The organism is Streptomyces sp. NPDC048523, from assembly GCF_043199815.1.
Lineage (GTDB): Bacteria > Actinomycetota > Actinomycetes > Streptomycetales > Streptomycetaceae > Streptomyces.
The window spans coordinates 550747-577536 of the sequence record NZ_JBICWQ010000002.1; the positions used below are offsets into that span (position 1 = coordinate 550747).

Genomic DNA, 26790 nt, shown 5'->3' on the forward strand with positions numbered 1-26790 from the left:
GACACCAATGGAAACACTGCGCGAACGCAAGAAGCAGCGCACCCGTGAGGCACTGCTGCGGGTCGCGATCGAGCTCTTCACCACCCGGGGCTACGAGCAGACGACCGTCGACGACATCGCCGACGCCGTGGGGGTCTCGCAGCGCACCTTCTTCCGCTACTTCGCCGGCAAGGAGGACGCGGCGCTCGGGCTCGACGCGATGACGGTGACGCGTTTCGTGGAGGCCGTACGCGCCCGTCCGCCGCACGAACCCCCGCTGGAGGCCCTGCGCCAGGCCGTGCTCCAGGGCTGGGACACGCTGCACGAGGTCGTCGAGTCGGTCGTCCCGGTGGAGCGGTTCCTGAGCATGTACCGGGTGATCGAGTCGACGCCCGTGCTGCTCGCCGCGCATCTGCGGCGCTCGGCGGAGGTCGAGGAGGTGCTCACGCGCGTGCTCGCCGAACGCGAGGGCCTCGACCCGGCCACCGACCCGCGGCCCATGCTGCTGGTGGCCATCTTCAGCGGTGTGATGCGGGTGACGGAACGGCAGTGGTCGGCCGACGGGGAGTTCAGCCTGGAGGCGATGCGCGCGTTGACGGTCTCCCACCTCGAACTGTTGGGTCCCGCCCTGACCGGAAAGTGGTTCCCCTACACCGAAACGTGATCCCTGTCACTCGATTAACCCGAGACCGTCTCGTTCTCCTAGTGTGTCCTTTCAGTGACTTCCTTCGACACCTCCCCGCAACTCAACGTCTGGCGCGCACTGCTCGCGCTGGCCGTGGTGTTCGTGATGCTGGCGACCACCGGCTGGACCGCCCTGCGCAACCACAGGGAGACCACCCCGCTCCAGGCCTCGCTCCAGTCCTGGGCGCACGGCCGCCTCCACGGACACCCGCTGCCGGACCCGGACACCGACCCGGACCGGCTCACGCGGTTCTTCGCCGCGCTCACCTCCCAGGAGCGGGTCCGCCTCGCCCAGCGCTACCCGCTCGCGGTCGGCAACATGAACGGCACCCCCGTCGCCCTGCGCTACCAGGCCAACCGGCTCGCGCTGTTCCAGGCCCGGGCCGTCGAGCGCACCCGCATGCACGACACCCGGCTCAGCCCGGCCGGTCAGCAGGAGGCGGGCCGCCGTATGCACCGCTTCGAGTCGCTGACCGCCCCGGAGCGCCACATCCTCGCCTTCGACCCCGACGGCTCCGGCCGGGTCGCCGAGGTCTTCGGCGATCTGGGTACGGCGGAGCGGATCTCCGTGGTCGTGCCCGGTGTCGACACCGACGTGCTCACCTTCCAGCGCACCAGGCGGACGTACTCCGCGCCGGTCGGCATGGCCCAGGCCCTCTACCGGGCCGAGCGCGAGGCGAGCCCGGCCACGCGTACGGCGGTGATCGCCTGGGCCGACTACACGGCACCCGCCGGACTCGGCATCGACTCGGCCACCGCGATGCGCGCCGAGACGGGCGCCGTCCGGCTGAACGCGCTGGTGCGCGCGCTGCCCGGCAGCTCGCCCGTCTCCCTGTTCTGCCACAGCTACGGCTCCGTGGTGTGCGGGGTGGCCGCGCACACGCTGCCCGGCCGGGTGGCCGACATCGCGGTGGCCGGCAGCCCCGGAATGCGGGTCGCCAGCGCCTCCCACCTGCGCACCGCCGCGCACGTGTGGGCGATGCGGGACGCCGACGACTGGATCCAGGACGTGCCGTACATGGAGGTGGGCGGGCTCGGCCACGGCGCCGACCCGGTGTCCTCCGCGTTCGGCGCGCGTGTGCTGTCCGCGCGGGGTGCGGACGGGCACGCCGGTTACTTCGAACCCGGAACGGAGAGTCTGCTCAACTTCGCCGAGATCGGCATTGGCGCGTACCGCTCGGTGCACTGCGCCCACGAGGACGAAGCCTGTCGCGCCGGTTTGTCCGGCACGGCCACGGCCGGACGCGCGTAGAGACCGCAGGAATCGCGGTCTGCGCGAGGAGGGGACGAAGGAGCTCGTGCCGAATACGATGACCCGCATGGGTGACGTACTGGCCGGATTTCATGCCGCCTGGGAGTTCGAGTCCGACTCCGTGCTCATCCGCTACGAAAGGGGGATTCGCACTCCGAAGCTCTTCCAGGCGCTGGGGGAACGACGGATCCCCCTGGAGGCGATCTCCGGTGTGACGCTGACGCCGGGCAAGCGGGGCACGGTGGTACTGCAGGCCGAGCCGCGGCCCGGGGCGGATCCCCTCATGGAGGCGGCGGCGGGGCAGCTGAAGGAGGGGTGCGATCCGTACCGGCTGGTGCTGCCGGCGGACAAGGAGACGCTCGCCGAGTACTACGCGGACGAGCTGCGCGCACTCCTGAAGGAGGACGCCGAGCCGGCGGAACGTTTCCTGGTGCCGGCGCCCGAGGTGCCGTTGCAGTTCAAGGCGTACGACGGGAAGGCGTCCTTCGACGGCCGTACCGTGCGCTTCCGCTGGTTCTGGACGGGAGCGTCCTCGGCGAAGTGGAAGGCCGGCGACCAGAGTTTCCCGGTGTCCGAGCTGACGGGTGTCGAGTGGCGGTCACCGGAGGTCTTCGAGGGGCATCTTCGGCTGCTGCGCGGCGAGCCGGGGCCGGTGCAGGCCGACCAGGATCCGGCGGCCGTGGTGTTCGGGCTCGGGTACGGGCCGGTCCATGAGTCCCTGCCGTTCGCGGCGGCGGTCCTGGCGGCCGTACGGCAGCGAGGGCCCGCGGCGGTGATCCCGGCCGCGACCGCGCCACGCCGGGACCCCGCCGACATCGCCGAACGGATCCGCCATCTCGGGGAGCTGCACCAGGCCGGGCTGGTGACCGACGAGGAGTTCTCCGTGAAGAAGGCGGAGCTGCTGGCGGAGCTCTAGCTCACTCCCGGCCCGCTGAAGAGAACCGCATGTCCGCGTACCGGTCCCCGGCCACCTGGGCCGCGATCGGCTCCAGCAGCTCCAGCTCCTCCTTGGTGAGCTCGATGGCCGTCGCCGCCGCGTTCTCCTCCACGCGGCTCGGCTTGCGGGTGCCCGGGATCGGGATCACCGGGAGGTCGTGGACCGCCGTCTGCTGCTGGACCCAGGCCAGGGCGATCTGGCCCAGGGAGACGCCGTGGGCCTCGGCGACCGTGCGGACCGGCTCCAGCAGGGCCGCGTTCGCCGCCGCGTTGTCGCCCGTGAAACGGGGCTGCTGGCGGCGGAAGTCGTCGGCGGTGAGGTCCTTGTCGGCGTTGGTGAAGGACCCGGTGAGGAACCCGCGCCCGAGCGGGGAGTACGGCACGAGCGCCACGCCCAGTTCGCGGGCGGCCGGGACCACCTTGGCCTCGATGTCCCGGCTGAACAGGGACCACTCCGACTGCACGGCGGCGATGGGGTGCACGGCCTGCGCCGCACGCAGCTCCGAGGCGGTGACCTCGCTCAGGCCCAGGTGCTTGACCTTGCCCTCGCGCACCAGCTCGGCCATGGTGCCGACGGATTCCTCGATCGGCACGTTCACATCGCGCCGGTGCATGTAGTAGAGGTCGATCGCGTCGACGTCCAGGCGCTTCAGGCTCGCCTCGACCGCCTGGCGGATGTACGGCGGGTCGTTGCGGATGATCCGCCGGGTCGGGTCGTCCGGGGGTATCGCCAGGGCGAACTTGGTGGCGATCACGACCTCGTCGCGGTGGGCCTTGAAGAACGGGGACAGGAACTTCTCGTTCTCCCCCTGGCCGTAGGCGTCCGCCGTGTCGTAGAGGGTGATGCCGAGCTCCAGGGCCCGCTCCAGGGTGGCCCGGGACGCCTCCGCGTCCGGGGGGCCGTAGGCGAAGCTCATGCCCATGCAGCCGAGTCCCTGGACGCCGACCGTGGGGCCGGTGTCGCCGAGCTGTGCGGTGGGGATCGTGCGGTCCGTCATCCGGCCTTCTCCGATTCGTAGGCGCGACCGGCTTCGGCGTAGAAGCTGATCTTCCGGTCGAGAACGGCGAGCGTGTCCTGGAGTTCCGCGATCCGGGACAGGACGTCCCGGCGGGTCGTCTCCAGGAGCTCGAACCGTTCGGTGAACGTGTGGTCGCCCTCGCGCACCAGTTCCGCGTACCGCACCATGTCGGCGACCGGCATGCCGGTGAGCCGGAGCTTGCCGACGAGGTCGAGCCAGTCGAGGTCGCGGTTGCTGTAGCGGCGCTGGCCGGTGTGCGAGCGGTCGATGTGCGGCATGAGGCCGATGCGCTCGTACCAGCGCAGGGTGTGCGCGGTCAGGCCGGTGAAGGCGACGACCTCGCTGATCGTGTAGCTGTCCTGGCCCGCCGGCCGCCGGTGGGGGTGCGGCGGGGCGGCGCAGCTGTCGGTCCTGGTACCCGTGGTCTCCATCACCGTCATGGCCCCAACGCTATGGCCTTGGAGTGCACTCCAAGCAAGCGGTACCGGTAAGAAATCGGCAGGACGCCCCTTGGGTGCGATCGCTACCGTGCGGTGCATGAGTCTCGTACGCCGTGCCACGACCGAGGACGCCCAAGAAGTACTGCGGCTGCGTCAGGTGATGATCGACTCCCTGCCCGGTGGGGACGGCTCCACAGCGTGGCACCCGGAGGCGCTGCCGTCGCTGCGGGAGAAGCTGGCCGAGGCCGACGGGGACTTCGCGGCCTTCGTGGTCGACCACCCGGACCGGCCGGGGGCGCTGGCCGCACTGGTCGTCGGGACGGTCGACTACCGGATCGGGAAGGCGTCCAATCCGCACGGCCTGGCCGGGTACGTCTTCAGCGTCGCCACCGATCCGGACGCCCGGCGACGCGGCTACGCGCGCGCGTGCATGGACGAACTGCTGGCGTGGTTCCGCGAGCGGGGCGCCGGGCAGGTCATGCTGACCGCGTCCCCCGAGGCCGAGCCGCTCTACGTCTCGCTCGGGTTCGTCCGGAAGCCGGACCCCACGATGATTCTCGGGCTCTGAGCCGCTTACGCTCGACGGCATGTCCTTGCAGAGCCTCGCGTTGATCGAAAACTGGCCGGTTCCCACCGCTGCGGCGGGGGTGGTGCGCGGCGACGGTACGGTCCTCGGGACCCACGGTCCGACCGATCACCGCTTCCCGCTGGCCTCGGTCACCAAGCCGCTCGCCGCGTACGCCGTCCTCGTCGCGTACGAGGAGGGAGCGGTCGAGCTCGACGAGCCGGCCGGGCCGAGCGGATCGACGGTGCGGCACCTGCTCGCGCACACCTCGGGGCTGGCCTTCGACGAGCACCGGGTGACGGCCGCACCCGGGGAGCGGCGGCTGTACTCGAACGCGGGCTTCGAGCAGCTCGGCGACCATGTCGCCAAGGCCACGGACATCCCGTTCGCGGAGTATCTGCGGCAGGCCGTGCTGGAGCCGCTGGGCATGACGTCGACGTCGCTGGAGGGCTCCCCCGCGAAGGACGGTGTGTCGACGGTCGGGGATCTTCTCCGGTTCGCGGCGGAGGTGCAGGCGCCACGGCTGCTGGATCCGCGGACGGTCGCGGCGGCGATGACCGTCCAGTACCCGGGCACGAAGGGCGTGCTGCCCGGCTACGGTCACCAGAACCCCAACGACTGGGGCCTCGGCTTCGAGATCCGCGACTCCAAGTCCCCCCACTGGACGGGCTCTTCGTCCTCGCCGCGCACCTTCGGGCACTTCGGCCAGTCCGGCACGTTCCTGTGGATCGACCCCGACGCGGGAGCGGCCTGTGTGGCGCTGACCGACCGCGCGTTCGGGCCCTGGGCGATCGAGGCGTGGCCCGCGTTCACCGACGCGGTGCTCGCCGGCCTCTAGGACATCTCCCACACCAGCAGTTCGGCCGGGGTCACCGCCACCACGTCCAGCTCCTCGGCGTCGGTGACCCGGGCCGCGTCACCGGCCCCCAACTCCTCGCCGTCCAGGCGCACTTCGCCGCGCACGACATGGACGTACAGGTGGCGCCCGTCGGGCACCGCGGTCCGCTCCCCCGCCGCCAGCCGCCGCACATGGAGCATCGCGCCCGCCTCCGGGACCGCGTACGGCGTCGAGTCGGCGATCCCGCGGACGATCTCGTACGACGGTTCGCCGCCGGGCTCCAGGGGCGCCAGCCAGGTCTGCACGAAGGTCAGCGTGGTCCCGGCGTCGTTGCGCTCGACGTGCCGGACGCCCGCGGCGGCGCTCAGCCGCTGCACGTCACCGGGCCGCACGACCGTCTCGTGCCCGGTGGAGTCCCGGTGCGTCAGCTCCCCCTCGACCACCCACGTCACGATCTCGGTGTGGCTGTGCGGATGCTCGTCGAACCCGGCGCCGGGCACGAGCCGCTCCTCGTTGCAGGCGATCAGCGCGCCGAACCGGAGGTTGTCGGGGTCGTAGTGCGGCCCGAACGAGAAGGCGTGCCACGACTCGATTCCGGTCCCGGGGTCCCCGCCTGGGTAGCGCTCCGCTGCGCGCCGTACGTCCGTCACGGGACCACGGTAGTGCCAGGGCTGCCTGCCGGTGGGGACTCGTCGGTACCCGGCGGCACGCGCTGACGTCCCGATAAGGCAGTCTTGTCCCCGTGCCCGAACCCGAACACCGCAAGTCCGACCCCGACGCGCCCCGCGGCGTCCACGCCCATGCCGCGACCCTGAAGCGGCTGGAGAAGTCGTCCGGGTCCCTCGCGCAGCAGGCCATCACGCGCATGGACGAGACGCTGCCGTGGTACCGGGCCATGCCGCCGGAGAACCGTTCCTGGATCGGGCTGGTCGCCCAGGCCGGCATCGCCGCCTTCACCGAGTGGTTCCGGCGTCCGGACGCCCCGCAGGCCATCTCCACGGACGTGTTCGGGACCGCTCCCCGTGAGCTGACCCGGGCCATCACGCTGCGGCAGACCGTGGAGATGGTGCGCACCACCATCGAGGTCATGGAGAGCGCGATCGACGAGGTCGCGGCCCCCGGTGACGAGTCCGTGCTGCGCGAGGCGCTGCTCGTGTACGCCCGCGAGATCGCCTTCGCCACCGCGCAGGTCTACGCCCAGGCCGCCGAGGCACGCGGTGCCTGGGACGCCCGGCTGGAGTCGCTGGTCGTGAACGCCGTGCTCAGCGGTGAGGCCGACGAGGGGGCCGTGAGCAGGGCCGCCGCGCTGGGCTGGAACGCTCCCGAGCATGTGTGCGTCGTCCTCGGCCCCGCCCCCGAGGGCGACTCCGAGCTGACCGTCGAGGCCATCCGGCGGGCCGCCCGGCACGCCAAGCTCCAGGTGCTGACCGGGGTCCTCGGGGCCCGGCTCGTCGTGATCGCGGGCGGCAGCGACAACCCGCTCGCCGTGGCGAAGTCGCTGATCGGGCCGTACGCGGCCGGACCCGTGGTGGCCGGGCCCGTCGTCCCCGATCTGCTGGCCGCGACCCGCTCCGCGCAGGCGGCCGCCGCCGGGCTCAAGGCATGTTCCGCCTGGCAGGACGCCCCGCGCCCGGTGCTGGCGGACGACCTGCTTCCGGAACGTGCGATGGCCGGCGATCCCAGCGCGCGCGAGCAGTTGGTGGAGGAGATCTACAGACCGCTGGAGGAGGCCGGTTCGGCGCTGCTGGAGACACTCTCCGTCTACCTCGAACAGGCGTCCAGTCTGGAGGGGGCGGCCCGGATGCTGTTCGTGCATCCCAACACCGTGCGCTACCGGCTTCGACGTGTGACTGATGTCACCGGCTGGTCGCCCTCCGACGTACGTTCGGCCTTCACCTTGCGCATCGCGCTCATCCTGGGGCGTCTGGCCGACGGGGATCTCCAGCCCTAGGCTTTTGTCGGGGGCCCACAAAACCCCCTCCTGTTCTTCGTCCCTGTCCCCACGGGCGGCTTGGGCCGCCCTCAAGAGAGAGTGTGAGAGTGCTCGTACTCGTCGCTCCCGGCCAGGGCGCCCAGACGCCCGGCTTCCTGACCCCCTGGCTCGAACTCCCCGGTGCCGCGGACCGCGTCGCCGCGTGGTCCGACGTCATCGGACTGGACCTCGTCCACTACGGCACACAGGCCGACGCGGACGCCATCCGCGACACCTCCGTGGCCCAGCCGCTCCTGGTGGCGGCCGGGATCCTGTCGGCCTCGGCACTCGGTGCCCTCGACGACATCGCCCCCGGCGCGGTCGCGGGGCACAGTGTCGGTGAGATCACGGCCGCGGCCTTCGCGGGCGTGCTGGACGACACCGCCGCCCTCACCCTCGTACGCAAGCGGGGTCTGGCCATGGCCGACGCCGCCGCGATCACCGAGACCGGCATGTCGGCGCTGCTCGGCGGGGACCCCGAGGTCTCCGTCGCGCACCTGGAGAAGCTGGGCCTGACCCCGGCGAACGTCAACGGCGCCGGGCAGATCGTCGCCGCGGGCACGCTGGAGCAGCTCGCCGTCCTGAACGAGGACAAGCCCGAGGGCGTCCGCAAGGTCGTCCCGCTCAAGGTCGCCGGCGCCTTCCACACGCACCACATGGCCCCCGCGGTCGACGCGCTGGCCAAGGCCGCCGCCGATCTCACGCCGGCCGATCCGACGCTCACGTACGTCTCGAACAAGGACGGCCGGGCCGTCGCCACCGGCGCCGAGGTGCTGGAGCGGCTGGTCGGCCAGGTCGCCAACCCGGTCCGCTGGGACCTGTGCATGGAGACCTTCAAGGAGCTCGGCGCCACCGCGTTGATCGAGGTCTCCCCCGGCGGCACGCTGGTCGGCCTCGCCAAGCGCGCGCTGCCCGGCGTCAAGACGCTGGCCCTGAAGACCCCGGACGACCTCGACGCTGCTCGCGAGCTCATCGCCGAGCACAGTGCCTGAGAAGGAGCACGAGAGCATGTCGAAGATCAAGCCCAGCAAGGGCGCCCCGTACGCGCGCATCCTCGGTGTCGGCGGCTACCGCCCGACCCGGGTCGTGCCGAACGAGGTGATCCTCGAGACGATCGACTCGTCCGACGAGTGGATCCGCTCGCGCTCCGGCATCCAGACCCGGCACTGGGCGAACGCCGAGGAGACCGTCGCCGCGATGTCGATCGAGGCGTCCGGCAAGGCGATCGCCGACGCCGGGATCTCCGCCGAGCAGATCGGCGGCGTGATCGTCTCGACCGTCTCGCACTTCAAGCAGACCCCGGCCGTGGCGACGGAGATCGCCGACAAGCTGGGCACGAACAAGGCCGCCGCCTTCGACATCTCGGCGGGCTGCGCGGGCTTCGGCTACGGTCTCACCCTCGCCAAGGGCATGATCGTCGAGGGCAGCGCGGAGTACGTCCTCGTCATCGGCGTGGAGCGACTGTCCGACCTGACCGACCTCGAGGACCGGGCCACGGCCTTCCTGTTCGGCGACGGCGCCGGCGCGGTCGTCGTCGGCCCGTCGAAGGAGCCCGCGATCGGCCCCACGGTCTGGGGCTCCGAGGGCGACAAGTCCGAGACGATCAAGCAGACCGTGGCGTGGACCGAGTACGACTCCTCGGGCAAGTTCCCCGCGATCACGCAGGAGGGCCAGGCGGTGTTCCGCTGGGCCGTGTTCGAGATGGCGAAGGTCGCCCAGCAGGCGCTGGACGCGGCCGGGATCAGCCCGGACGACCTGGACGTCTTCATTCCCCACCAGGCCAACGAGCGGATCATCGACTCGATGGTGAAGACGCTGAAACTGCCGGAGCACGTCACGGTCGCGCGTGACGTGCGCACCACCGGCAACACCTCGGCCGCCTCGATCCCGCTCGCGATGGAGCGGCTCCTGGCGACCGGTGAGGCGAAGAGCGGCGACACGGCGCTCGTCATCGGATTCGGGGCGGGTCTCGTCTACGCCGCCACTGTCGTTACCCTCCCCTAGGCACTCCGTGCCGGATCATCCGGTCCGGGACGGGAAGCACTGCCAACCCTCTGAACAAGAAAACGAAGGAGCGCCACCATGGCCGCCACTCAGGAAGAGATCGTCGCCGGTCTCGCCGACATCGTGAACGAGATCGCCGGCATCCCGGTTGAGGACGTCCAGCTGGACAAGTCCTTCACCGACGACCTGGACGTCGACTCGCTGTCCATGGTCGAGGTCGTCGTCGCCGCCGAAGAGCGCTTCGACGTCAAGATCCCGGACGACGACGTCAAGAACCTCAAGACGGTCGGCGACGCGACCAGCTACATCCTCAAGCACCAGGCCTGAGCCACTGCTTGGGCCGGACGCTGACCGGCCCCGCCACCCGGCGGTGGCGCCGCTTAATCCTCGTACCGTTGGAGAAAGATTTCCCGTGAGCCCGACCAATCGCACCGTGGTCGTCACCGGTATCGGCGCAACCACACCGCTGGGTGGCGACGCAGCCTCTACCTGGGAGGGTCTGGTCGCCGGCAAGTCCGGCGTCAAGCCCCTCGAGCAGGAGTGGGCCGCCGAGCAGGCGGTCCGCATCGCCGCACAGATCGCCGTGGAGCCGACCGAGGTCATTCCCCGGCCGCAGGCCCGTCGCCTGGACCGCTCGGCGCAGTTCGCGCTGATCGCGGCCAAGGAGGCGTGGGCCGACGCCGGTTTCGAGGGCAAGGCCGGTGAGGACGGCTCCGTCGGCGAGGTCGACCCGGACCGTCTCGGCGCCGTCATCGCCTCCGGCATCGGCGGTGTGACGACCCTGCTCGACCAGTACGACGTGCTCAAGGAGAAGGGCGTCCGCCGCGTCTCCCCGCACACCGTGCCGATGCTGATGCCCAACAGCCCGTCCGCCAACGTGGGTCTGCTCGTCGGCGCCCGCGCCGGTGTGCACACCCCGGTCTCCGCCTGCGCGTCGGGCGCCGAGGCCATCGGCTACGCCATCGAGATGATCCGTACCGGCCGCGCCGACGTCGTCGTCGCCGGTGGCACGGAGGCGGCGATCCACCCGCTGCCCATCGCCGCGTTCGGCAACATGATGGCGATGTCCAAGAACAACGAGAACCCCGAGGGCGCCTCGCGTCCCTACGACGTCGCCCGGGACGGCTTCGTCCTCGGCGAGGGTGCCGGTGTCGTCGTCCTGGAGTCCGCCGAGCACGCCGCCAAGCGCGGTGCGCGGGTGTACGCCGAGGCGGTCGGGCAGGGCATCTCCGCCGACGCCCACGACATCGTGCAGCCGGAGCCGGAGGGCCGCGGCATCTCGCACGCCCTGCAGAACCTGCTGGACCGCACCGACCTGAACCCGGCGGAGATCGTGCACGTCAACGCGCACGCCACGTCGACCCCGGCCGGTGACATCGCGGAGCTCAAGGCGCTGCGGAAGGTGTTCGGGGACGACGCCGACCACATGGCCGTGTCCGCCACCAAGTCGATGACGGGTCACCTGCTGGGTGGCGCGGGCGGCGTGGAGACGGTCGCGACGGTGCTCGCCCTGTACCACCGGGTGGCTCCGCCGACCATCAACGTCGAGAACCTCGACCCGGAGGCGGAGGCCAACGCCGACGTGGTCCGCGGCGAGGCCCGCAAGCTGCCCGTGGAGGGCCGTATCGCCGCGCTGAACGACTCGTTCGGGTTCGGCGGGCACAACGTCGTACTGGCGTTCCGTACGGTCTGAGGACCGTCTGTACGCAACGGAAGGGCCCCCGCCGGTCGGTGGGGGCCCTTCACGTGCACGGGGGAGTTGTACGGGGGCTCACACCACCTGGTGCAGCCAGCGGACCGGGGCGCCCTCGCCGGCGTACCTGAAGGGCTCCAGTTCGTCGTCCCAGGGCTTGCCGAGGAGCTTGGCCAGCTCGGCCTCCAGGTCCGTCTCCCCGCGCTGCGAGCGGGTCAGGGCCGCGCGCAGGCGGTCCTCCGGGATCAGGATGTCGCCGTGGATGCCGGTGACGGCGTGGAAGATGCCGAGCTCCGGGGTGCAGCTGTAGCGCTCGCCCTCGGCGGTGGCGCAGGGCTCGGCGGTGACCTCGAAGCGCAGCAGGTGCCAGCCTCTGAGGGCCGACGCGAGCTTGGACGCCGTGCCCGCCTCGCCCTTCCAGGAGAACTCCGAGCGCCAGGTGCCCGGCGCGGCCGGCTGCCGGATCCAGTCGAGGCTCACGCGCGTGCCGAGCACCCCGGCGACGGCCCACTCGACGTGCGGGCACAGCGCGCGCGGCGCGGAGTGCACGTACAGGACTCCACGTGTCGTCACCGGGACCTCCGGGCTGAGCGGGACAGGTCTTGCCGGCCGGCATGGCGGCGATGCCGACCGGCCACGTTGATGGCGAGGCTACCGTGCGGCGGCGCAAGGAGTGTGACGTACCGTCGGTCCCGGTGCCCGGAAACGCCCGCCATTCACTCGGCAGGACGCTAGTACGGGTGTCGATCGTTCCCTCGCGGCCCCCGGGAACTCCCGTGCGTTGTGATGAGAGGACCACCATTTCATGAGGGGAACACCACGGATGCGGAAGCAGGGCCACCGCTCGCGGGCCGTCGTCGCCGTCCTGACGGCGGCTCTTGTGGGCGTCGCCGGCTGTGACGCCGTGGGCGGCGACTCGGCGGGACCGACCCAGAAGCCGAAGACCTCACCGAAGCCCACCCCGGCGTGGGACACCAGCCCGGGCTCGATGGCCGCTGTCGGCGACTCCATCACCCGCGGCTTCGACGCGTGCGGGATCCTGAAGGACTGCCCCGACGTGTCCTGGGCCACCGGGAGCAGTACCCAGGTCGACTCCCTGGCCGTGCGGCTGCTGGGGCGGGCGAAGGCGGCCGGGCGCAGCTGGAACTACGCGGTGTCCGGGGCGCGGATGGCGGATCTGCCGGGCCAGATGACCCAGGCGGCCTCGCGCACGCCGGCGCTGGTGACCGTGATGGTGGGCGCCAACGACGCCTGCCGGGACTCCACGGCGGCGATGACGTCGGTCTCCGACTTCCGCGCCGGCTTCGAGGACGCGCTCGGCGTGCTGCGGAAGTCGGCGCCCAAGGCGCAGGTGTACGTGGCGAGCGTGCCGAACCTCAAGCGGCTGTGGTCCCAGGGCCGGACCAATCCGCTCGGCAAGCAGGTGTGGAAGCTGGGCGTGTGCCCGTCGATGCTGGCCGACGCGGACGCCCTGGACGCGGCGGCGACCGAGCGGCGGGACACCGTGCAGGAGCGGGTGGAGGCGTACAACGCCGTGCTCAAGGAGGTGTGCGCCAAGGACGAGCGGTGCCGGTACGACGGGGGCGCGGTGTACGCCTACCGGTTCGGCACCGACCAGCTCAGCCACTGGGACTGGTTCCACCCGAGTGTGAACGGACAGGCGCGGCTGGCGGAGATCGCATACCGCAAGGTCAGGTCCGTGTCCTAAAGTTCCGCACATGAACGAACTCTTCGCCGCACTTCCCGACGGCACACCTGTGCACCGCTGGACCCTGGAGCGCGCGGGTGTCCGCGTGCGGATCCTGTCGTACGGCGGGATCGTGCAGTCGGTCGAGGTCCCGGACCGGGACGGCCGGACGGCGGACGTGGTGCTGGGCTTCGCCGGCCTCGAGGGGTATCTGGAGCACTCCGGTCCGTATCTCGGGGCTTTCGTCGGGCGGTACGCGAACCGGATCGCCGGCGGCCGCTTCGAGCTGGACGGGGTGACGTACGCGCTCGCACCCAACAACGCGCCCAACTCCCTGCACGGCGGCGAGCGCGGCTTCGACAAGCGGGTGTGGGACATGGAGCCCGCCGGTGAGCACGGGGTGCGGCTGAGCCGGGTCAGCCCGCACGGCGAGGAGGGCTTTCCGGGGCGCCTGGAGGTCTCGGGGACGTACAGCCTGGACGAGTCCGGTGCGCTGCGGATCGCGTACGAGGCGGTCACCGATGCGCCGACCATCGTCAACCTCACCAACCACAGCTACTTCAACCTGGCCGGGTCCGGGAACGCGGGCGGGCACGAACTGCGCATCGACGCCTCGCGGTTCACGCCGGTCGACGCGGATCTGATCCCGACCGGCGTCGAGGAGGTCACGGGCACCCGGTTCGACTTCCGTCAGTCGCGCAAGGTCGGCGCGGGCTACGACCACAACTTCGTGCTCGACAAGGGGATCACCGAACAGGCCGTCGAGGTGGCCGAGTTGTACGACCCCGCGTCCGGGCGGCTGCTGACCGTCGCGACCACCGAGCCGGGACTCCAGCTCTACACCGCCGACCACCTCACCGAGCCCTTCGCGCCCGGCGACGGCATCGCGCTGGAGACCCAGCACTTCCCCGACTCGCCCAACCGCCCGGAGTTCCCGAGCACGGTGCTGCGGCCGGGAGAGATCTACCGCTCGGAGACGGTGTACGGCTTCGGTACGCGCTGAGCACACACGAGCCCCGGCCCAGGGGTCAGGTCCCGGGCCGGGGCTGGTCATGTGAGGGCTGTGCCCCCTGGGAACAGACGTTAATCGTCGCGGTGACCCTGCGGTCCCCGATCGAGCGGCCCACCTGGATTTCGTACGAACCCTTCACATACGACCACGATGAGGTCTTCTCGTCCCAGATCTCGAAGGCCCGGCGCGGGATCCGGACGGTGACCTCGACGCTCTCGCCGGGGCCGGCCTCGGCCCCCGCGAAGCCGGCGAGCCGACGGGCCGGGCGCTCGGCGTCGCGTTCGGCGGGCGCCAGGTAGACCTGGACGACCTCGCGGCCCGCACGGGCTCCGGAGTTGCGCAGCCGGACCCGGACGGTGGTGCCCCGGACCTCGACGGACTCGTAGGTCCAGTCGGTGTAGCCGAGGCCGTGGCCGAAGGGGTAGGCGGGAGTGCGGCCCTCCTTCTCCCAGGCCGTGTATCCGATGAACACGCCCTCGCTGTAGGGGAGTTCGCCGCCCTCCGGAGCGACCCGGCTGACCGGGGCGTCGGCCAGGGCGGCGCCCCAGGTGGTGGGGAGGCGACCGCCGGGTTCGTGGGCGCCGGTCAGCACGTCGGCGAGGGCCGCACCGCCCTCCTGGCCGGGGAACCAGCCGAGCAGGACGGCGGCGACGTCCTCGCGCCAGGGAAGCTCCACAGGGGAGCCGGAGTTGACGACCACGACGGTGTTCGGGTTGGCGGCGGCGACCGCGCGGACCAGCTCGTCCTGGCGGCCGGGCAGCGCGAGGTCGCTGCGGTCGTAGCCCTCGGACTCGACGCGCTCGGTGGTGGCGACCACGACGACGGCCGTGTCGGCGTTCCGGGCCGCCTCGACGGCTTCGGCGATCAGCTCGTCGGGGTCGCGCCGCGGGTCCTGGTGGGCCAGGGAGAACGTGACGACCTTCATCGGGACGTCCTCGGGGATGACGACGGCATACGTCAGGGAGACCTCGACCGGTTCGCCGGCGGTGAGTTCGACCTGGGCGCGGGGCTCGGGGGCGCCGAAGAAGGAGATGAAGGGGTCGTCCTTGTCGGTGCCCTGAACGTCGTCGTAGTACGTCGTGCCGTCGACGGTCAGCGTGAAGGCGCCGAGTCCCTTGATGCCGAAGGTGTGCGGGCCGCTCTCGCGCGGGGTGAAGGTGCCGGTGAGCTCGACGGTGTGGAGCCGGTCGTGGGTGACGCCCTCGGGGAGGTCCGAACCCATCCACTGGATGTGGCCGTTGGGGGCGGACGCCGTGCCGATGACGTTCCCGTCCTCGCCCCGGCAGACCGCCCGGAGGTCGAACCCCTTGTCGGCGACGGCGAGTTCGGTGTTGGGGTCGGCGCCGACGGCATACGTGAGGGTGCCCTCGGGAAGGGCTCCGGTGAGGCCGTCGAGCGGGGAGACGACGCGGTCCGGGAAGACGGTGGCGGAGCCGCCGCCGAGGACCCGGGCGTCACGGGCGGCGGCGCCGATGAGGGCGACCGTGCCCTTGCGCAGCGGCAACGCCCCCTGGTTGCGGACCAGTACGAAGGAGCAGCAGGCGATCTCGCGGGCCAGTTCGATGCCGTCGACGGTGTCCGGGAGGTCGGTGACGACGGGCTCGGCGCCGTCCAGAATGCCGACGCGGGCGGCGAGCCGCAGAACGTTGCGTACGGCCGTGTCGACCGCGCTCTCCTCCACCTCCCCGTCCCTTACCGCCCGGGCGAGGGCCTCGCCGTAGACGGTCGTCGGGCCGGGCATGGCGACGTCGAGGCCGCCCTCGATGGCGCCCTTGGTGTTGCGAGCGGCCATCCAGTCGGAGACGTTGTAGCCGTCGAAGCCCCATTCGCCGCGCAGGACTTCGTTGACGAGGTGGTGGTGCTCGGTCATCGTCGTGCCGTTGACCGTGTTGTAGGCGGTCATGATGCCCCACGGGTGGGCGTTGGCGACGATGTGCTCGAAGGGCGCCAAGTACAGCTCGCGCAGGGCGCGTTCGGAGACCAGGTTGTTCACCGTGAAGCGGTCGGTCTCGGCGTCGTTGGCGACGAAGTGCTTGACGGTGGTGCCGACACCGCCCTGCTGTACGCCGGTCACGTACCCGGCGCCGATCCGTCCCGTCAGGTACGGGTCCTCGCTGTAGGCCTCGAAGTGGCGACCGCCGAGCGGGGAGCGGTGGAGGTTGACGGTGGGGGCGAGCAGGACGTGGACGCCCTTGCGGCGGGCCTCCTGGGCGAGCAGCGTGCCTGCCCTGCGGGCGAGTTCCGGGTCCCAGGCGGCGGCCAGCGCGGTCGGGGAGGGCAGGGCGATCGACGGGTCGTCGGCGCTCCAGCGCACACCCCGGACGCCGATCGGGCCGTCGGACATGACGAGAGAGGCCAGGCCGATCTCGGGGAGCGCGGGCAGGGTCCACATGTCCTGGCCGGCCAGGAGCCTTGCCTTGGCGTCGAGGTCGAGCGCGGCGAGTGCCTCTTCGACGGCCGCCTCGCGGGCCTGGTCGGCGGGTGCCTCGGGTGCCGCCATGGCGGTGCCTCCTCGTTGAAGTCCGTGCCGGTCCTCTCATCGTGCATCGATTACCTGGTGAGCGGTAGGTTTTGTTATGCGGCTGTTACATTTGCTTTGTCGGGATGTCGTACGGTGACGCCATGAGCGCCAGGACCAGAAGCGGGGAACGCCGGGCCGAGATCGTCCGGGCGGCCCTGGAGGTGATCGCCGAGCGCGGTTACCGGGGCGCGAGCCTGGCCGCGGTGGCCGAGCGGGTCGGGCTGACCCAGCAGGGGCTGCTGCACCACTTCCCGACGAAGGACGCGCTGCTGGTCGCGGTGCTGGAGGAGCGGGACAAGTGGGACGCAGTGCCGAACGGCAGCTGGCGCGTCGACCTGCTCGCCTCGCTCGTCGAGTACAACGCGATGCGGCCCGGCATCATCCAGACCTTCTCGGCGCTGCTCGGCGAGAGCGTGACGGAGGGGCATCCGGCACGGGAGTACTTCACCGACCGCTACACCCGGGTGCGCGCGTCGATGGCGGTGGCCCTGCGCACGGAGTACGGCGACCGCCTCCCGAACGGCCTGAGCCCGGAACGCACCGCACCGCTGCTGGTCGCGGTCATGGACGGCCTGCAGTACCAGTGGCTGCTGGACCCGGAGTCGGTGGACATGCCGGGAGCCTTCCGGGACTTTCTGCGACTGCTGGGCGAGCCGGCGGAATGAGGGTCACCGGCTCCGGGCGCACGGTCACCCGGCCGCCGGCACCGCTGCCACCACCTCGATCTCGATCCGCGCCTCGGGCCGGAACAGCCGGGACACCTCGAAGGTCATGCTGGTGGGCGGGGTGCCGGTGAGGAACTCCCGCCGTACGGCGCCGTACTGCTCCAACTCGGAGATGTCCGTGAGGTAGGTGCGGATGTTGATGACGTCGGCCAGACTCGCCCCGTGCGCCCCAAGCAGCGCGGCGAGGGTCTCGAAGACGCCCCGGGACTGTTCGGCGAGCGTGGCACCCTCGGCGATCTGACCGGAGACGAACAACAGGGCGCTGCCGTCGGCCTGTTCGACGCGGGCGACCTGGGAGTAGTAGGGGCTCAGGGGCTGGGGCGCGCCGACGGGGTTGTCCAGAGTGATCCGCATGTCGTCGACGCTAGGTCCGCCCTTGCGATGCGACAAGCGAATGTCCAGCATGGATGTCATGCCGAACCCGCATCGCAGGGCCCTCCCTCCCGACCTCGCCACCGTCTGGCTGCGGGTCTTCCTGGAGGTCGCCCGGCACGAGTCGTTCACGGTGGCGGCGCGCACGCTGGGCTGGACGCAGTCCGCGGTGTCCCGGCAGATCTCCTCGCTGGAGGGGGCGTTGGGCGGGGCGCCGCTGTTCGACCGGCTACCGCGGGGCGTCCGGCTGACAGAGGCGGGGCGGGTGCCATCTGCTCGACGAGTCGCTCTACGTCGCCGTCCCCACCGGCCACCCCCTGGTGGGCGGTGGCCCGGTACGGCTGGGGCGACTCGCGGACGCCGACTGGATCTCCGGGAGCCCGCGGCCCGAGGGCACGCTGCTCGACGCGGCCCTGCGGCAGGGCTTCCGGCCGCGGATCGCGCATGTCGTCGGCGAGTGGACCGCCAAGCAGGGCTACGTCGCCGCCGGACTCGGCGTGACGCTGGTCCCGGCGCTCGCCGCGCAGGCCGTACGACCGGACGTCGTGCTGCTCCCGGTACTCGACGAAGGGGCCCCGGCGCGAGCCGTGTACACGGCGACACCGCGGGGCCGGGCGCCCTCACCGGCCGTGGCGGCGTTCGTGGCGGCGCTGCGGGAGGCCGCGGGGCGGATCCCGCGCACGTCGCCCCCCATGGCGTAGACCACTTCCGTCACGCGATACTGCCGTCGTCCCGCACCACTCGCGCCCCACAGCGACGGAAGGACCTGAACTCCCTTGACATCCCTACGTGTTCGGATCGGCATTCTCGGACTGGCCCTGCTGGCGGGGTCGGCGGCCCCCGTGAGTCCGGCGGCGGCCGAGGCCACGCTTTCGCCCACGGTGGAGGAGCGGCGGCTCGACCGGGCCGTGCCGCGGGAGATCCTCGAACGGTCCGGATTCGACGCCGTACCGCTGCGCTTCACGCGGGCGCTCGGGTCGGCGCGTTCCTACGCGGAGGCGCGGAAGGTCGTCGTACGGCAGGGGTCCGCGCTGTGGAAGCGGGCCGTCGACCGGGCGCAGGGGCGGGGGCCGGCCGGCGGGGATCTCAGCCGGGACGACGACCGGCCCCTGTACTGGGCGCGGTTGGCGATGACGCGGGAAGTGCGGACCTGGGAGGCGCCGTTCGCACTGACGGATACGCAACGGACCGCGTTGCTGGACGAGTTGGAACGGACCTCGCGGGGGCAGACCGCGGTGCGGTATCCCGGTGGGCACCGGCTGAAGCGGGTGCTCGTCACCGGGTTCGATCCGTTCACGCTGGACCGTGACATACGGATCTCGAACCCGTCCGGGGCCAGTGCGCTCGCGCTCGACGGGACGGTGATCCGGACGGCGAACGGGCCGGCGCGGGTGGAGACCGTCGTGTTCCCGGTGCGGTGGCAGGACTTCACGGACCGGACCGTGGAGCGGGCGCTGCGGCCGTATCTGAAGCGGGTGGATCTCTTCACGACCGTGAGTCAGGGGCGGGTCGGGCGGTTCGACATCGAGCGGACCAACGGGGCCTGGCGGGGCGGGTTCGCGGACAACGACAACGTCGGGGTGACGGGGTCGGTGCCGGTTTCCGACCCGGGCTCGCAGCCGCAGTGGACGACGACGACCCTGCCGTACAAGGCGATCGTGGACGCGGACACCGGTCGCTTTCCCGTCTACGACCACACCAGCGTGACCGAGATCCCCGCGGGCGCAACACAGCCCGTGGTCCGTCCGGACGGGCCGAGCCCGGGGTCCACGGCACGGGCGGGAGGTGGCGGGGACTATCTCTCCAACGAGATCGCCTACCGGGCCACGCTGCTGCGGGACCGGCTGGGGCTGCACGACGTCCTGCCGGGCGGGCATGTGCACACGCCGGTGCTGGAGTTCGGGACCGGCAACACGGACCCGGCGACGGGGACGGTGACCGACCCGGGGTTCGTGCGCAACCGGCTGGACATCATCGCGCAGGTGCGGGGGATTCTGACGGTCGCGGTGGAGAAGACCACTTGAGGTAGGTCGCCGTGTCCGTGAAGTCCAGGCGGCGGTAGAAGTCGGCGGCCCTGCGTGTCGGCACGGTCATTTCCAGGACCGTGCCGCCCGCGAACAGGGTCTGCATCCGGGCCGCGTAGGCGTAGCCGATCACCTGGGTGTTCCGGTCCGCCACCAGGAACTCGGCGCGGTTCTCGGCGGCGGCGCGGAGGGCCTCGGGAAACGTGACGGTCGCCGGACGGACCGTCGGCTCAGGTTCCGAGCTCACCGGACACGGACTCACCGTCGGACTCGTCGGACCCCTCCGGTTCCTCGGACCCGTCCCGTGTCTCCTCCCCCAGCAGTTCCCGTGCCATCAGCGTGGCCCCCGCCACCGCGCCCGGCATCAGGAACACCGCGACGAAGGGGACCACGAAGGCCAGGGCGAGCGGGGTGCCGAAGCCCCAGATGAGGGTCTTGCGGGAGCGGAGGAGGGTCAGGCGGGCCCGGAGGTCCACGCCCCGGCGCTGGAGGGCGACCGCGGTCAGTTCCTCGGTGAGGAAGAAGCCGGTCACGAAGAAGCCGATCACCGGGATCGCGGTCTGGCCGATGAAGGGGACGAAGCCCAGGGCGAAGAGGAGGACCGCCCACAGCGCGGCCCGGATCACGATGCGCAGGCTGTCCCGCGCCGAGATCCACAGCTCGCGCCAGAGCGGCAGACCGGACTCGGGGGCCGTGCCGTCCGGGGAGACGTCCCGGTCGACCTTCTCGGAGAGGTTCTCGTAGAAGGGCTGGCCGATGAGGAGGGTGACCGCCGTGAAGGTCAGGACGGCCAGCAGGAGGGCCAACGCGAACAGGACGGCCGTGAGGAAGCCCCGGAACAGGCCCTGCCACGGGCTCGACCAGTCGTCGGCGAAGGGGGTCGCCCAGGACACCGCGTCCTCGCCCCAGGTCGCCAGGGCCACCAGTGCCGCCACGTACAGCACCAGGGTTATCAGGCCCGGGACCAGTCCGAAGCCGTACTGCTTGCCGTGCCGGGCCACCCACCGCTGGCCCTTCAGGAGATAGTGGAACCCCGCCCCGAGATCACGCATGTCCCGCACCCTATCGGGTGCCTGTGGAGCTGCGGATACGGCCCTGTGCCCGGTCCGGACACTCGAGTTGCGCCATCCGGGGCATCGGCGCCACGAACTCCCTCTTGTTGCGGTTGAGTCGAACAGGTACATCTCGCCGTACCGATCTCAGGAAGCCCAGGAGGAGGTACGCGTGCACACCACGAGAACCGTTCCTGCGAGACCCGTCCTGCTCATCGCCCTCACGAGCGCCCTGCTGCTCACCCCGGACAGCGCGACCGCGGACCAGGAACCCCCGATCCGCGAGAGCGCCGGCGACCGGGGCCCGGCCCGGGCCCCGGAGAGCGCCACCCGGCGGGCGCTCACCGCCCCGACCACCGGCTTCACGGACACCACCCGCGGCTATCCCCGCGAGCAGGTCCTCACCCCGGACCCCGTCGACCCGTCGGACAGGTCCGTCAAGCTGGGCCTCACGCCGTACCACGCGATCGCGCCGAGGCTCAACGCCCTGCAGCGACTGGGCGACCGGGTGAGCGTGGAGGTCGCCGGACGTTCGGCGGGCGGGCACCGGCTCTACCTCGTCACCGTGACCGCCCCGGAGACCACCGCCCGGGCCCGTGCCCAGGAGCGGATGCGCGAACTCATCGAGAACGCGCCCGCGGCCGCCGCCAAGTCGAGGGAGATCAAGGCGGGTTACAAAGCGCCGGTCTTCTTCAACAACAACATCCACGGCAACGAGTGGGAGGGCACCGACGCCTCCCTGAAGCTGATCGAGCAGCTCGCGACGGCCGAGGATGCCCGCACGAAGGACCTTCTCGCCCATTCCCGGCTGTACTTCAACATCACCGCCAACCCCGACGGCCGTATCGCCGGCACCCGGGCGAACGCCAACGGCTTCGATCTCAACCGGGACTTCGTGACCGCCTCGCAGCCCGAGACGCGGGCGATGCGGCAGATCGAGATCGACAAGCAGCCGGCCGTGATGCTCGACCTGCACGGGTACGTCAACGGCACGCTCATCGAGCCCACCACTCCCCCGCACGGCGAGAACTACGAGTACGACCTCTTCCTGAAGAACACCTATGCCAACGCCCTGGGCATGGAGGCCGCCGTCAACGGCCTCGGCTACACACCCGCGAAGGACGGTGTCGAGCCCGCGCAGATCCCCTTCCGGGACCAGGAGGAGGGCTGGGACGACTGGCCGCCGATCTTCACCCCGCAGTACGCGGCCTTCCACGGCGCGGTCGCCGCGCACACGGTCGAGATCCCGCTGGCCGTCAACAACTCCCTCTACGACAGCCTGCCCGTGGCGGAGTTGCGGCGCCGGTCCGCGGTCAACACGGCGGTGGCGGGCGCGGCCATCAGGGCGACGCTCGACTTCGTCCAGCACAGGCGCGCTTCGCTGATCGCCGACCAGATCGAGGTGTTCCGGCGCGGGGCGGCGGGAGCCGCTCAGGTGCCGGTGTCCGAGGAGACGGTTCCCGGGGTGCCGGGCATCGGGCCCGAGGACGTGTACACCGCCGACTTCCCCCGCGCGTACGTGATCCCGGCCGGTACGACCGACACCGCCGCCGCCCGTCTCGTCGGCCACCTCCTCGCCAACGACGTCCGCGTCAGCCGCGCGAGCCGTCAACTCCAGCTCGGCGGACGGACGTACCCCAAGGGCTCGTACGTCGTCGACATGCGCCAGCCGAAGCGGGGCCTGGCGAACGTGCTGCTCGCGGACGGCCGGGACATCAGCGACAAGGTCTCCGTGATGTACGACATCTCGGGCTGGAGCCTGGGGCGGCTGTGGGGCGCGACGGTCGTGCCGGTCACGTCCGGGAGCCTGGCCGGTGCTCCCCTGAGGGCCGTCCGGGCCGCCGCGCACGCCGGCCGGGTGCCCCCGCGCGGCGACCTGCGGCTGCGGCTGACCGACCCGCAGGAGATCGCGGCGCTCAACTCCCTGCTCCGGCAAGGTGTTCCGGTACGGCGGGCCGCCGACGGCAGCGCGATCGTGCCCGCGTCGGCGCGTGCCCTGGCCACCGAGGCCGCTCGCACCCATGACGTGGTCTTCGACGCGACGGGGCAGAAGGGCACGGCCCCACTGCGCCGCATCCGGGTGGCCGCCGCCGTGACTCCCGGCGAGCTGTTCGCCCTGCGGGAGATGGGCTTCGAGGTCACCCCGGTCTCGACGGCCGTCCTGAACGCCGGCTTCGACTGGTCGTCGGTGGACGCGCTGTTCGTGTCGGCGGGGCTGGACCGCGACGCCCTCACCAGCGGCGCCCGTACGGCCCTGGACGCCTTCCTGGGCGCCGGGCACGGGCTCGTCGGGCGCGGGGTCGTCGGGGCCCGGCTGAGCGCGGACACGGGACTGCTGGCCGCGAAGCCGGTGGAGGGCAACGGGGACGCCAACGGCGTGGTGCGGGTGGCGCGTTCGGGTCCGGTGACGGCCGGGGCGCCGGACCACAGCTTTGTCTACGCGCCGGTCTGGTTCACCGATCTCGGGCCGGGGGTGCGGGTGGAGCAGTCGTACGCCACCGGGAACCCGCTGGTCTCCGGGCACTGGCGGTCGCTGCCGGACGGCACCGGCGGTCCCGCCGCCGCGGCCGGGCAGGCCTCGGTCGTCAGCGGCCCGCGAGCCGTTCTGTTCGGCACCGAGCCCCTCTTCCGGGACCATCCGAAGGGGGAGTTCGCCCAGGTCGGGCGGGCATTGTTCACCATGGCACACGCGAGCAGCGGCTGAAGTTGAGGAGAGCGGATGACGCAGGAGATCCACGGCACCGTCACGGACGGCTTCGAGGCGGTGCGCGAGGAGTTCGCCGCCTTCGTGGCGGGCGAACGGCCCGACTACGAAGGGCAGTTGAGCGCGTTTGTGCACGGCAGGCAGGTCGTCGACCTGTGGACCGGTGAGGGCGTCGGACCGGACTCCCTGTACGGCGTGTTCTCGTCGACCAAGGGTGCCGCCCATCTGGTGGTCGCGCTCCTCGTCCAGGAGGGCACCCTGGAACTGGACCGCAAAGTGACCTACTACTGGCCGGAGTTCGGCGCCGAGGGCAAGGGCCAGCTGACCCTGCGGGAGCTGCTGGCGCACCGGGCCGGAGTGGTGGGCCTCGACGCCGGGTTCTCCACGCAGGAGCTGGCGGACGACCGGGCGCTGGCGGAACGGCTCGCGGACCAGAAGCCGTTCTGGCGCCCCGGCACGGCCTTCGGCTACCACGCGCTCGTGATCGGCGCGCTCAGCGGCGAGATCGTACGGCGGGCGACGGGCCGTTCGCTCCAGGACGTGTACGAGGAGCGGATCCGGGCCCCGTACGGGCTGGACTTCCACCTGGGGCTGCCCGAGGCCCTGGAGCCCCGGTACCGCTCCGTCCAGCCGATGGCCCCGACCGCCGAGCAGCAGGCGTTGCTGGACGCGGCGCCGACGGGTCCGCACACCCTGGCCGCGATCGCCTTCAACCAGCAGGTGCCGGACCCGGGCGACCTGGTGGGCTACGCCAACTCCCGTGCCGTACGGGCGAAAGGGCCGGCGTCGGCGGGCGGAGTGGCGGCCGCGCGGGGCCTGGCCGGGATGTACGCGGCGGCGATCAGCGACATGGCCGACCGGCCGCCCCTGTTGAAGCCGGACACGATCGCGGAGGTGGGTCAGATCCACTCCGTCGGCTACGACCTGGTGGCCCGTGCGCACAAGTCCTACGGCCTCGGCTTCCAGGCCACGGCCGACATGTGGCACCCCTTCCTGGGCGCCGGTTCCTTCGGCCACAGCGGCGCCGGGGGCTCCCAGGCCTTCGCCGACCCCCGCAGCGGTCTGGCCTACGGGTACACCCGCCGCCGGATGGCGTTCCCGGGAGGGGCGGCGCCGGAGAACGAGCGGTTCGTGCGGGCCGTGCACCGGGCGGCTCTGGCCGTGTGAGCCGTCGGTGAGCCGTATGACATGAGCGGAGGCGGTACCCCACGTCCAGGGGTACCGCCTCCGCCTGCACGACCAACGAGCTCCGTCAGGCGAGCGTCACGGAGATGTTCCCGCGGGTCGCCTTCGAGTACGGGCAGACCTGGTGGGCCTTCTCAAGCAGGGCCCGGGCGGTCTGCGTGTCGACGTTCGGGACGGTCGCCGAGATCTCCACGATCAGTCCGAAGCCGTCGGTGTTCTTGCCGATGCCGACCTTCGCGGTGACCGTCGAGCCGGAGAGATCGGCCTTCTCCTGGCGGGCGACGACACCGAGGGCGCCCTGGAAGCAGGCGCTGTATCCGGCGGCGAAGAGCTGTTCCGGGTTGGTGCCGTTGCCGCTGCCGCCCATCTCCTCGGGCGGGTTGACGACCACGTCGAGCCTGCCGTCGTCGGTGGCGACCCGGCCGTCGCGGCCGTTCTCGGCGGTGGCGACGGCGGTGTACAGGACGTCGGACTGCTGGATCTCCGGCATGCGGATGTCTTCCTCCTCGGTCCGCCGCGACTCGCGCCCACGATCGACGGCGGGATTCGGAAAGAAGTTACCGCATGCCGGAAATTCAGCACAGAGGACCGCCAGAGGTCAGAGCTTGACGATCATCTTTCCGGTGTTGTCGCCGCGCAGGACCCCGAGGAAGGCCTCCAGGTTGTTCTCGATGCCCTCGACGACCGTCTCGCGGTACTTGAGCTGCCCGGACGCCACCCACGGGCCGACCTCGGAGACGAACTCCGGCTGGAGGTCGTAGTGGTCGCCGACCAGGAAGCCCTCGATGCGGCCGCGGGTCTGGATCAGACGGGCGAGGTTGCGCGGGCCGGGGGCGGCCTCGGTGTTGTTGTAGACGGAGATCATGCCGCAGACCGCGATCCGGCCACCCTGGTTCAGGGAGCCGATGGCGGCCTCCAGGTGGTCGCCGCCGACGTTGTCGAAGTAGACGTCGACGCCGTCCGGGGCGGCTTCGCGCAGCTGGTCGCTGACCTTGCCGTTCTTGTAGTTGAAGGCCGCGTCGAAGCCGTACTCCTCGACGAGCAGCTTGACCTTCTCGTCCGAGCCGGCCGAGCCGATGACCCGGGAGGCGCCCTTGAGCTTGGCGATCTGGCCGACCTGGCTGCCGACGGCACCCGCGGCGCCGGACACGAAGACCGAGTCACCCTCCTTGAAGGAGGCGGTGCGCAGGAGGCCGGCGTAGGCGGTGAGGCCGGTCATGCCGAGGACGCCGAGGTACGTCGACAGGGGGGCCTGGTCGGCGTCCACCTTGACGGCGTTCTCGGCGCGTACGACCGCGTACTCACGCCAGCCGAGGAAGTGCAGGACATCGTCGCCGACGGCGATGCCCTCGGCGTTGGACTCCACGACCTCGCCGACCGCGCCGCCCTGCATGACCTTGCCGAGCTCGAAGGGGGCGACGTACGACTTCGCGGCGCTCATACGGCCGCGCATGTACGGGTCGACGGAGAGGTACTTGTTCCGGACCAGCACCTGGCCCGCACCGGGGGTCGGGACCTCGGCTTCGACCAGGGCGAAGTCCTCCGGCTTGGGCCAGCCGACCGGGCGGGACAGGAGGTGCCATTCGCGGTTGATCATGATGCCTGGACCTTTCCATTTTACTTCAGTACCTGAAACAACCATGCCTCTGAATATTTCAGGTTGTCAAGTAAAGGGGTACCCTGGAACCCATGCCCACTCCTCACAGAACCCGGCCCGACGCGCTGACCATGGAAGTCGTGGAGCTCATCGGGGACGTGGTCGCCCGCTTCTACTCGGACTACGAGGACGCGGCCGCGGAGCACGCCCTCACCGGGGCGCAGGCGCGGCTGCTGAGTCTGCTGTCCCTGGAGCCGCTGCCCATGCGCAAGCTGGCCCAGAAACTGAAGTGCGAGCCCTCGAACGTCACCGGGATAGTGGACCGTCTTGAGGCACGCGGGCTGGTGGAGCGGCGGCCCGACCCCGCGGACCGGCGGGTGAAGGTGGCGGCGGCGACGGAGGCGGGGGTCCAGGTGGCCCGGGACCTGCGCGAGGGGCTGCGCTTCGCCCGGGAGCCGCTGGCCGGGTTGTCCCACGGCGAGCGGGAGTCACTGCGGGATCTGCTGCGGCGGATGCGGGACGCGTAGGA

General features: G+C 71.4%; 27 protein-coding genes and 1 pseudogene. 18 read left to right on the top strand and 10 right to left on the bottom strand.

Features of this window, described 5'->3' with window-relative positions:
* The first annotated feature begins 7 nt into the window (after positions 1–7).
* Genes ACGFWE_RS11485 through ACGFWE_RS11495 form a run of 3 tightly spaced genes read left to right on the top strand, consistent with a single transcriptional unit; the run spans position 8 to position 2831 of the window.
* A complete protein-coding gene (locus ACGFWE_RS11485; protein WP_393599511.1) occupies positions 8–643 on the top strand; it encodes a TetR family transcriptional regulator in 636 nt (211 codons plus the stop codon).
* A 54-nt stretch (positions 644–697) separates the two neighbouring features.
* The gene (locus ACGFWE_RS11490) at positions 698–1915 is read left to right on the top strand and encodes an alpha/beta hydrolase (RefSeq protein WP_393599513.1); all 1218 of its coding nucleotides are present in this window, start codon (positions 698–700) and stop codon (positions 1913–1915) included.
* Positions 1916–1973: 58 nt separating this feature from the next.
* Positions 1974–2831 carry a DUF4429 domain-containing protein gene (locus ACGFWE_RS11495; RefSeq protein ID WP_393600194.1) on the top strand — a complete coding sequence of 286 codons (858 nt, stop codon included), beginning with the start codon at positions 1974–1976 and terminating at the stop codon, positions 2829–2831.
* 1 nt (position 2832) lies between these two features.
* On the opposite strand, the gene ACGFWE_RS11500 is transcribed toward ACGFWE_RS11495, so the two are convergent.
* Complete coding sequence (locus tag ACGFWE_RS11500; protein ID WP_393599515.1) at positions 2833–3849, bottom strand: aldo/keto reductase; 1017 nt, start codon at positions 3847–3849, stop codon at positions 2833–2835.
* Positions 3846–4310, bottom strand: a complete 465-nt coding sequence (locus ACGFWE_RS11505; protein ID WP_125191391.1) for a MerR family transcriptional regulator — start codon at positions 4308–4310, stop codon at positions 3846–3848. The genes ACGFWE_RS11500 and ACGFWE_RS11505 overlap by 4 nt, the downstream gene beginning before the upstream one ends.
* 97 nt (positions 4311–4407) lie before the next feature.
* Here ACGFWE_RS11505 and ACGFWE_RS11510 point away from each other — a divergent pair, with 97 nt between their 5' ends.
* Both ACGFWE_RS11510 and ACGFWE_RS11515 read left to right on the top strand, forming a co-directional pair.
* On the top strand, positions 4408–4878 hold the full coding sequence (locus tag ACGFWE_RS11510; protein WP_393599517.1) for a GNAT family N-acetyltransferase: 471 nt from the start codon (positions 4408–4410) through the stop codon (positions 4876–4878).
* A gap of 19 nt (positions 4879–4897) precedes the next feature.
* Positions 4898–5713 (top strand): serine hydrolase domain-containing protein, encoded by an 816-nt coding sequence (locus ACGFWE_RS11515; protein ID WP_352383419.1) that lies wholly within the window; start codon positions 4898–4900, stop codon positions 5711–5713.
* On the opposite strand, the gene ACGFWE_RS11520 is transcribed toward ACGFWE_RS11515, so the two are convergent.
* A complete protein-coding gene (locus tag ACGFWE_RS11520; RefSeq protein WP_352383421.1) occupies positions 5710–6363 on the bottom strand; it encodes a pirin family protein in 654 nt (217 codons plus the stop codon). The two genes, ACGFWE_RS11515 and ACGFWE_RS11520, sit on opposite strands and share 4 nt — an antisense overlap.
* 92 nt (positions 6364–6455) lie before the next feature.
* Here ACGFWE_RS11520 and ACGFWE_RS11525 point away from each other — a divergent pair, with 92 nt between their 5' ends.
* From ACGFWE_RS11525 to fabF, 5 genes are all read left to right on the top strand, one after another.
* Positions 6456–7664: a helix-turn-helix domain-containing protein gene (locus ACGFWE_RS11525; protein WP_352383423.1), complete on the top strand. Its 1209-nt coding sequence runs from the start codon at positions 6456–6458 to the stop codon at positions 7662–7664.
* Positions 7665–7753: 89 nt separating this feature from the next.
* A complete protein-coding gene (locus ACGFWE_RS11530; protein ID WP_393599520.1) occupies positions 7754–8677 on the top strand; it encodes an ACP S-malonyltransferase in 924 nt (307 codons plus the stop codon).
* Positions 8678–8693: 16 nt separating this feature from the next.
* Positions 8694–9689 (top strand): ketoacyl-ACP synthase III, encoded by a 996-nt coding sequence (locus tag ACGFWE_RS11535; protein ID WP_352383427.1) that lies wholly within the window; start codon positions 8694–8696, stop codon positions 9687–9689.
* 78 nt (positions 9690–9767) lie between these two features.
* Positions 9768–10016 carry an acyl carrier protein gene (locus ACGFWE_RS11540; RefSeq protein ID WP_062042561.1) on the top strand — a complete coding sequence of 83 codons (249 nt, stop codon included), beginning with the start codon at positions 9768–9770 and terminating at the stop codon, positions 10014–10016.
* 85 nt (positions 10017–10101) lie between these two features.
* Entirely contained in the window at positions 10102–11382 is a 1281-nt protein-coding gene (fabF, locus tag ACGFWE_RS11545; RefSeq protein WP_031055970.1) for a beta-ketoacyl-ACP synthase II, read from the top strand.
* Between the two features lie 78 nt (positions 11383–11460).
* Here fabF and ACGFWE_RS11550 read toward each other — a convergent pair whose 3' ends face one another.
* The gene (locus ACGFWE_RS11550) at positions 11461–11955 is read right to left on the bottom strand and encodes a DUF3145 domain-containing protein (RefSeq protein ID WP_352383431.1); all 495 of its coding nucleotides are present in this window, start codon (positions 11953–11955) and stop codon (positions 11461–11463) included.
* Positions 11956–12205: 250 nt separating this feature from the next.
* Here ACGFWE_RS11550 and ACGFWE_RS11555 point away from each other — a divergent pair, with 250 nt between their 5' ends.
* On the top strand, positions 12206–13090 hold the full coding sequence (locus ACGFWE_RS11555) for an SGNH/GDSL hydrolase family protein (protein ID WP_352384345.1): 885 nt from the start codon (positions 12206–12208) through the stop codon (positions 13088–13090).
* 10 nt (positions 13091–13100) lie between these two features.
* Positions 13101–14072 carry an aldose epimerase family protein gene (locus ACGFWE_RS11560; RefSeq protein WP_393599523.1) on the top strand — a complete coding sequence of 324 codons (972 nt, stop codon included), beginning with the start codon at positions 13101–13103 and terminating at the stop codon, positions 14070–14072.
* A gap of 25 nt (positions 14073–14097) precedes the next feature.
* Here the strand turns inward: ACGFWE_RS11560 and ACGFWE_RS11565 are convergent, their stop codons facing one another.
* The gene (locus ACGFWE_RS11565; protein WP_393599524.1) at positions 14098–16581 is read right to left on the bottom strand and encodes a glycoside hydrolase family 3 protein; all 2484 of its coding nucleotides are present in this window, start codon (positions 16579–16581) and stop codon (positions 14098–14100) included.
* A 104-nt stretch (positions 16582–16685) separates the two neighbouring features.
* Between ACGFWE_RS11565 and ACGFWE_RS11570 the strand changes: the two genes are divergently transcribed.
* The gene (locus ACGFWE_RS11570; protein ID WP_352383436.1) at positions 16686–17267 is read left to right on the top strand and encodes a TetR/AcrR family transcriptional regulator; all 582 of its coding nucleotides are present in this window, start codon (positions 16686–16688) and stop codon (positions 17265–17267) included.
* Between the two features lie 24 nt (positions 17268–17291).
* On the opposite strand, the gene ACGFWE_RS11575 is transcribed toward ACGFWE_RS11570, so the two are convergent.
* Positions 17292–17681, bottom strand: coding sequence for a RidA family protein (locus ACGFWE_RS11575; RefSeq protein ID WP_393599526.1), 390 nt, complete (start codon positions 17679–17681; stop codon positions 17292–17294).
* A gap of 58 nt (positions 17682–17739) precedes the next feature.
* Between ACGFWE_RS11575 and ACGFWE_RS11580 the strand changes: the two are divergent.
* Together ACGFWE_RS11580 and ACGFWE_RS11585 are read left to right on the top strand one after the other, a co-directional pair.
* Positions 17740–18400, top strand: a pseudogene (locus tag ACGFWE_RS11580) (LysR family transcriptional regulator).
* A gap of 75 nt (positions 18401–18475) precedes the next feature.
* Entirely contained in the window at positions 18476–19723 is a 1248-nt protein-coding gene (locus ACGFWE_RS11585) for a pyroglutamyl peptidase (RefSeq protein WP_393599527.1), read from the top strand.
* Here ACGFWE_RS11585 and ACGFWE_RS11590 read toward each other — a convergent pair.
* Together ACGFWE_RS11590 and ACGFWE_RS11595 are read right to left on the bottom strand one after the other, a co-directional pair.
* Positions 19671–19970: a hypothetical protein gene (locus ACGFWE_RS11590; RefSeq protein ID WP_393599529.1), complete on the bottom strand. Its 300-nt coding sequence runs from the start codon at positions 19968–19970 to the stop codon at positions 19671–19673. The two genes, ACGFWE_RS11585 and ACGFWE_RS11590, sit on opposite strands and share 53 nt — an antisense overlap.
* Positions 19954–20775 carry an EI24 domain-containing protein gene (locus ACGFWE_RS11595; protein WP_352383445.1) on the bottom strand — a complete coding sequence of 274 codons (822 nt, stop codon included), beginning with the start codon at positions 20773–20775 and terminating at the stop codon, positions 19954–19956. The genes ACGFWE_RS11590 and ACGFWE_RS11595 overlap by 17 nt, the downstream gene beginning before the upstream one ends.
* A 172-nt stretch (positions 20776–20947) precedes the next feature.
* Here ACGFWE_RS11595 and ACGFWE_RS11600 point away from each other — a divergent pair, with 172 nt between their 5' ends.
* Together ACGFWE_RS11600 and ACGFWE_RS11605 are read left to right on the top strand one after the other, a co-directional pair.
* Positions 20948–23479: a M14 family zinc carboxypeptidase gene (locus tag ACGFWE_RS11600; protein WP_393599531.1), complete on the top strand. Its 2532-nt coding sequence runs from the start codon at positions 20948–20950 to the stop codon at positions 23477–23479.
* A gap of 15 nt (positions 23480–23494) precedes the next feature.
* Positions 23495–24646, top strand: a complete 1152-nt coding sequence (locus ACGFWE_RS11605) for a serine hydrolase domain-containing protein (RefSeq protein WP_393599533.1) — start codon at positions 23495–23497, stop codon at positions 24644–24646.
* An 85-nt stretch (positions 24647–24731) separates the two neighbouring features.
* On the opposite strand, the gene ACGFWE_RS11610 is transcribed toward ACGFWE_RS11605, so the two are convergent.
* Positions 24732–25154 (bottom strand): organic hydroperoxide resistance protein, encoded by a 423-nt coding sequence (locus tag ACGFWE_RS11610; protein ID WP_352383450.1) that lies wholly within the window; start codon positions 25152–25154, stop codon positions 24732–24734.
* Between the two features lie 108 nt (positions 25155–25262).
* Positions 25263–26261, bottom strand: a complete 999-nt coding sequence (locus tag ACGFWE_RS11615) for an NADP-dependent oxidoreductase (RefSeq protein ID WP_393599534.1) — start codon at positions 26259–26261, stop codon at positions 25263–25265.
* 92 nt (positions 26262–26353) lie between these two features.
* Here ACGFWE_RS11615 and ACGFWE_RS11620 point away from each other — a divergent pair, with 92 nt between their 5' ends.
* Positions 26354–26788 carry a MarR family transcriptional regulator gene (locus ACGFWE_RS11620; protein ID WP_352383454.1) on the top strand — a complete coding sequence of 145 codons (435 nt, stop codon included), beginning with the start codon at positions 26354–26356 and terminating at the stop codon, positions 26786–26788.
* Positions 26789–26790: the final 2 nt, after the last annotated feature.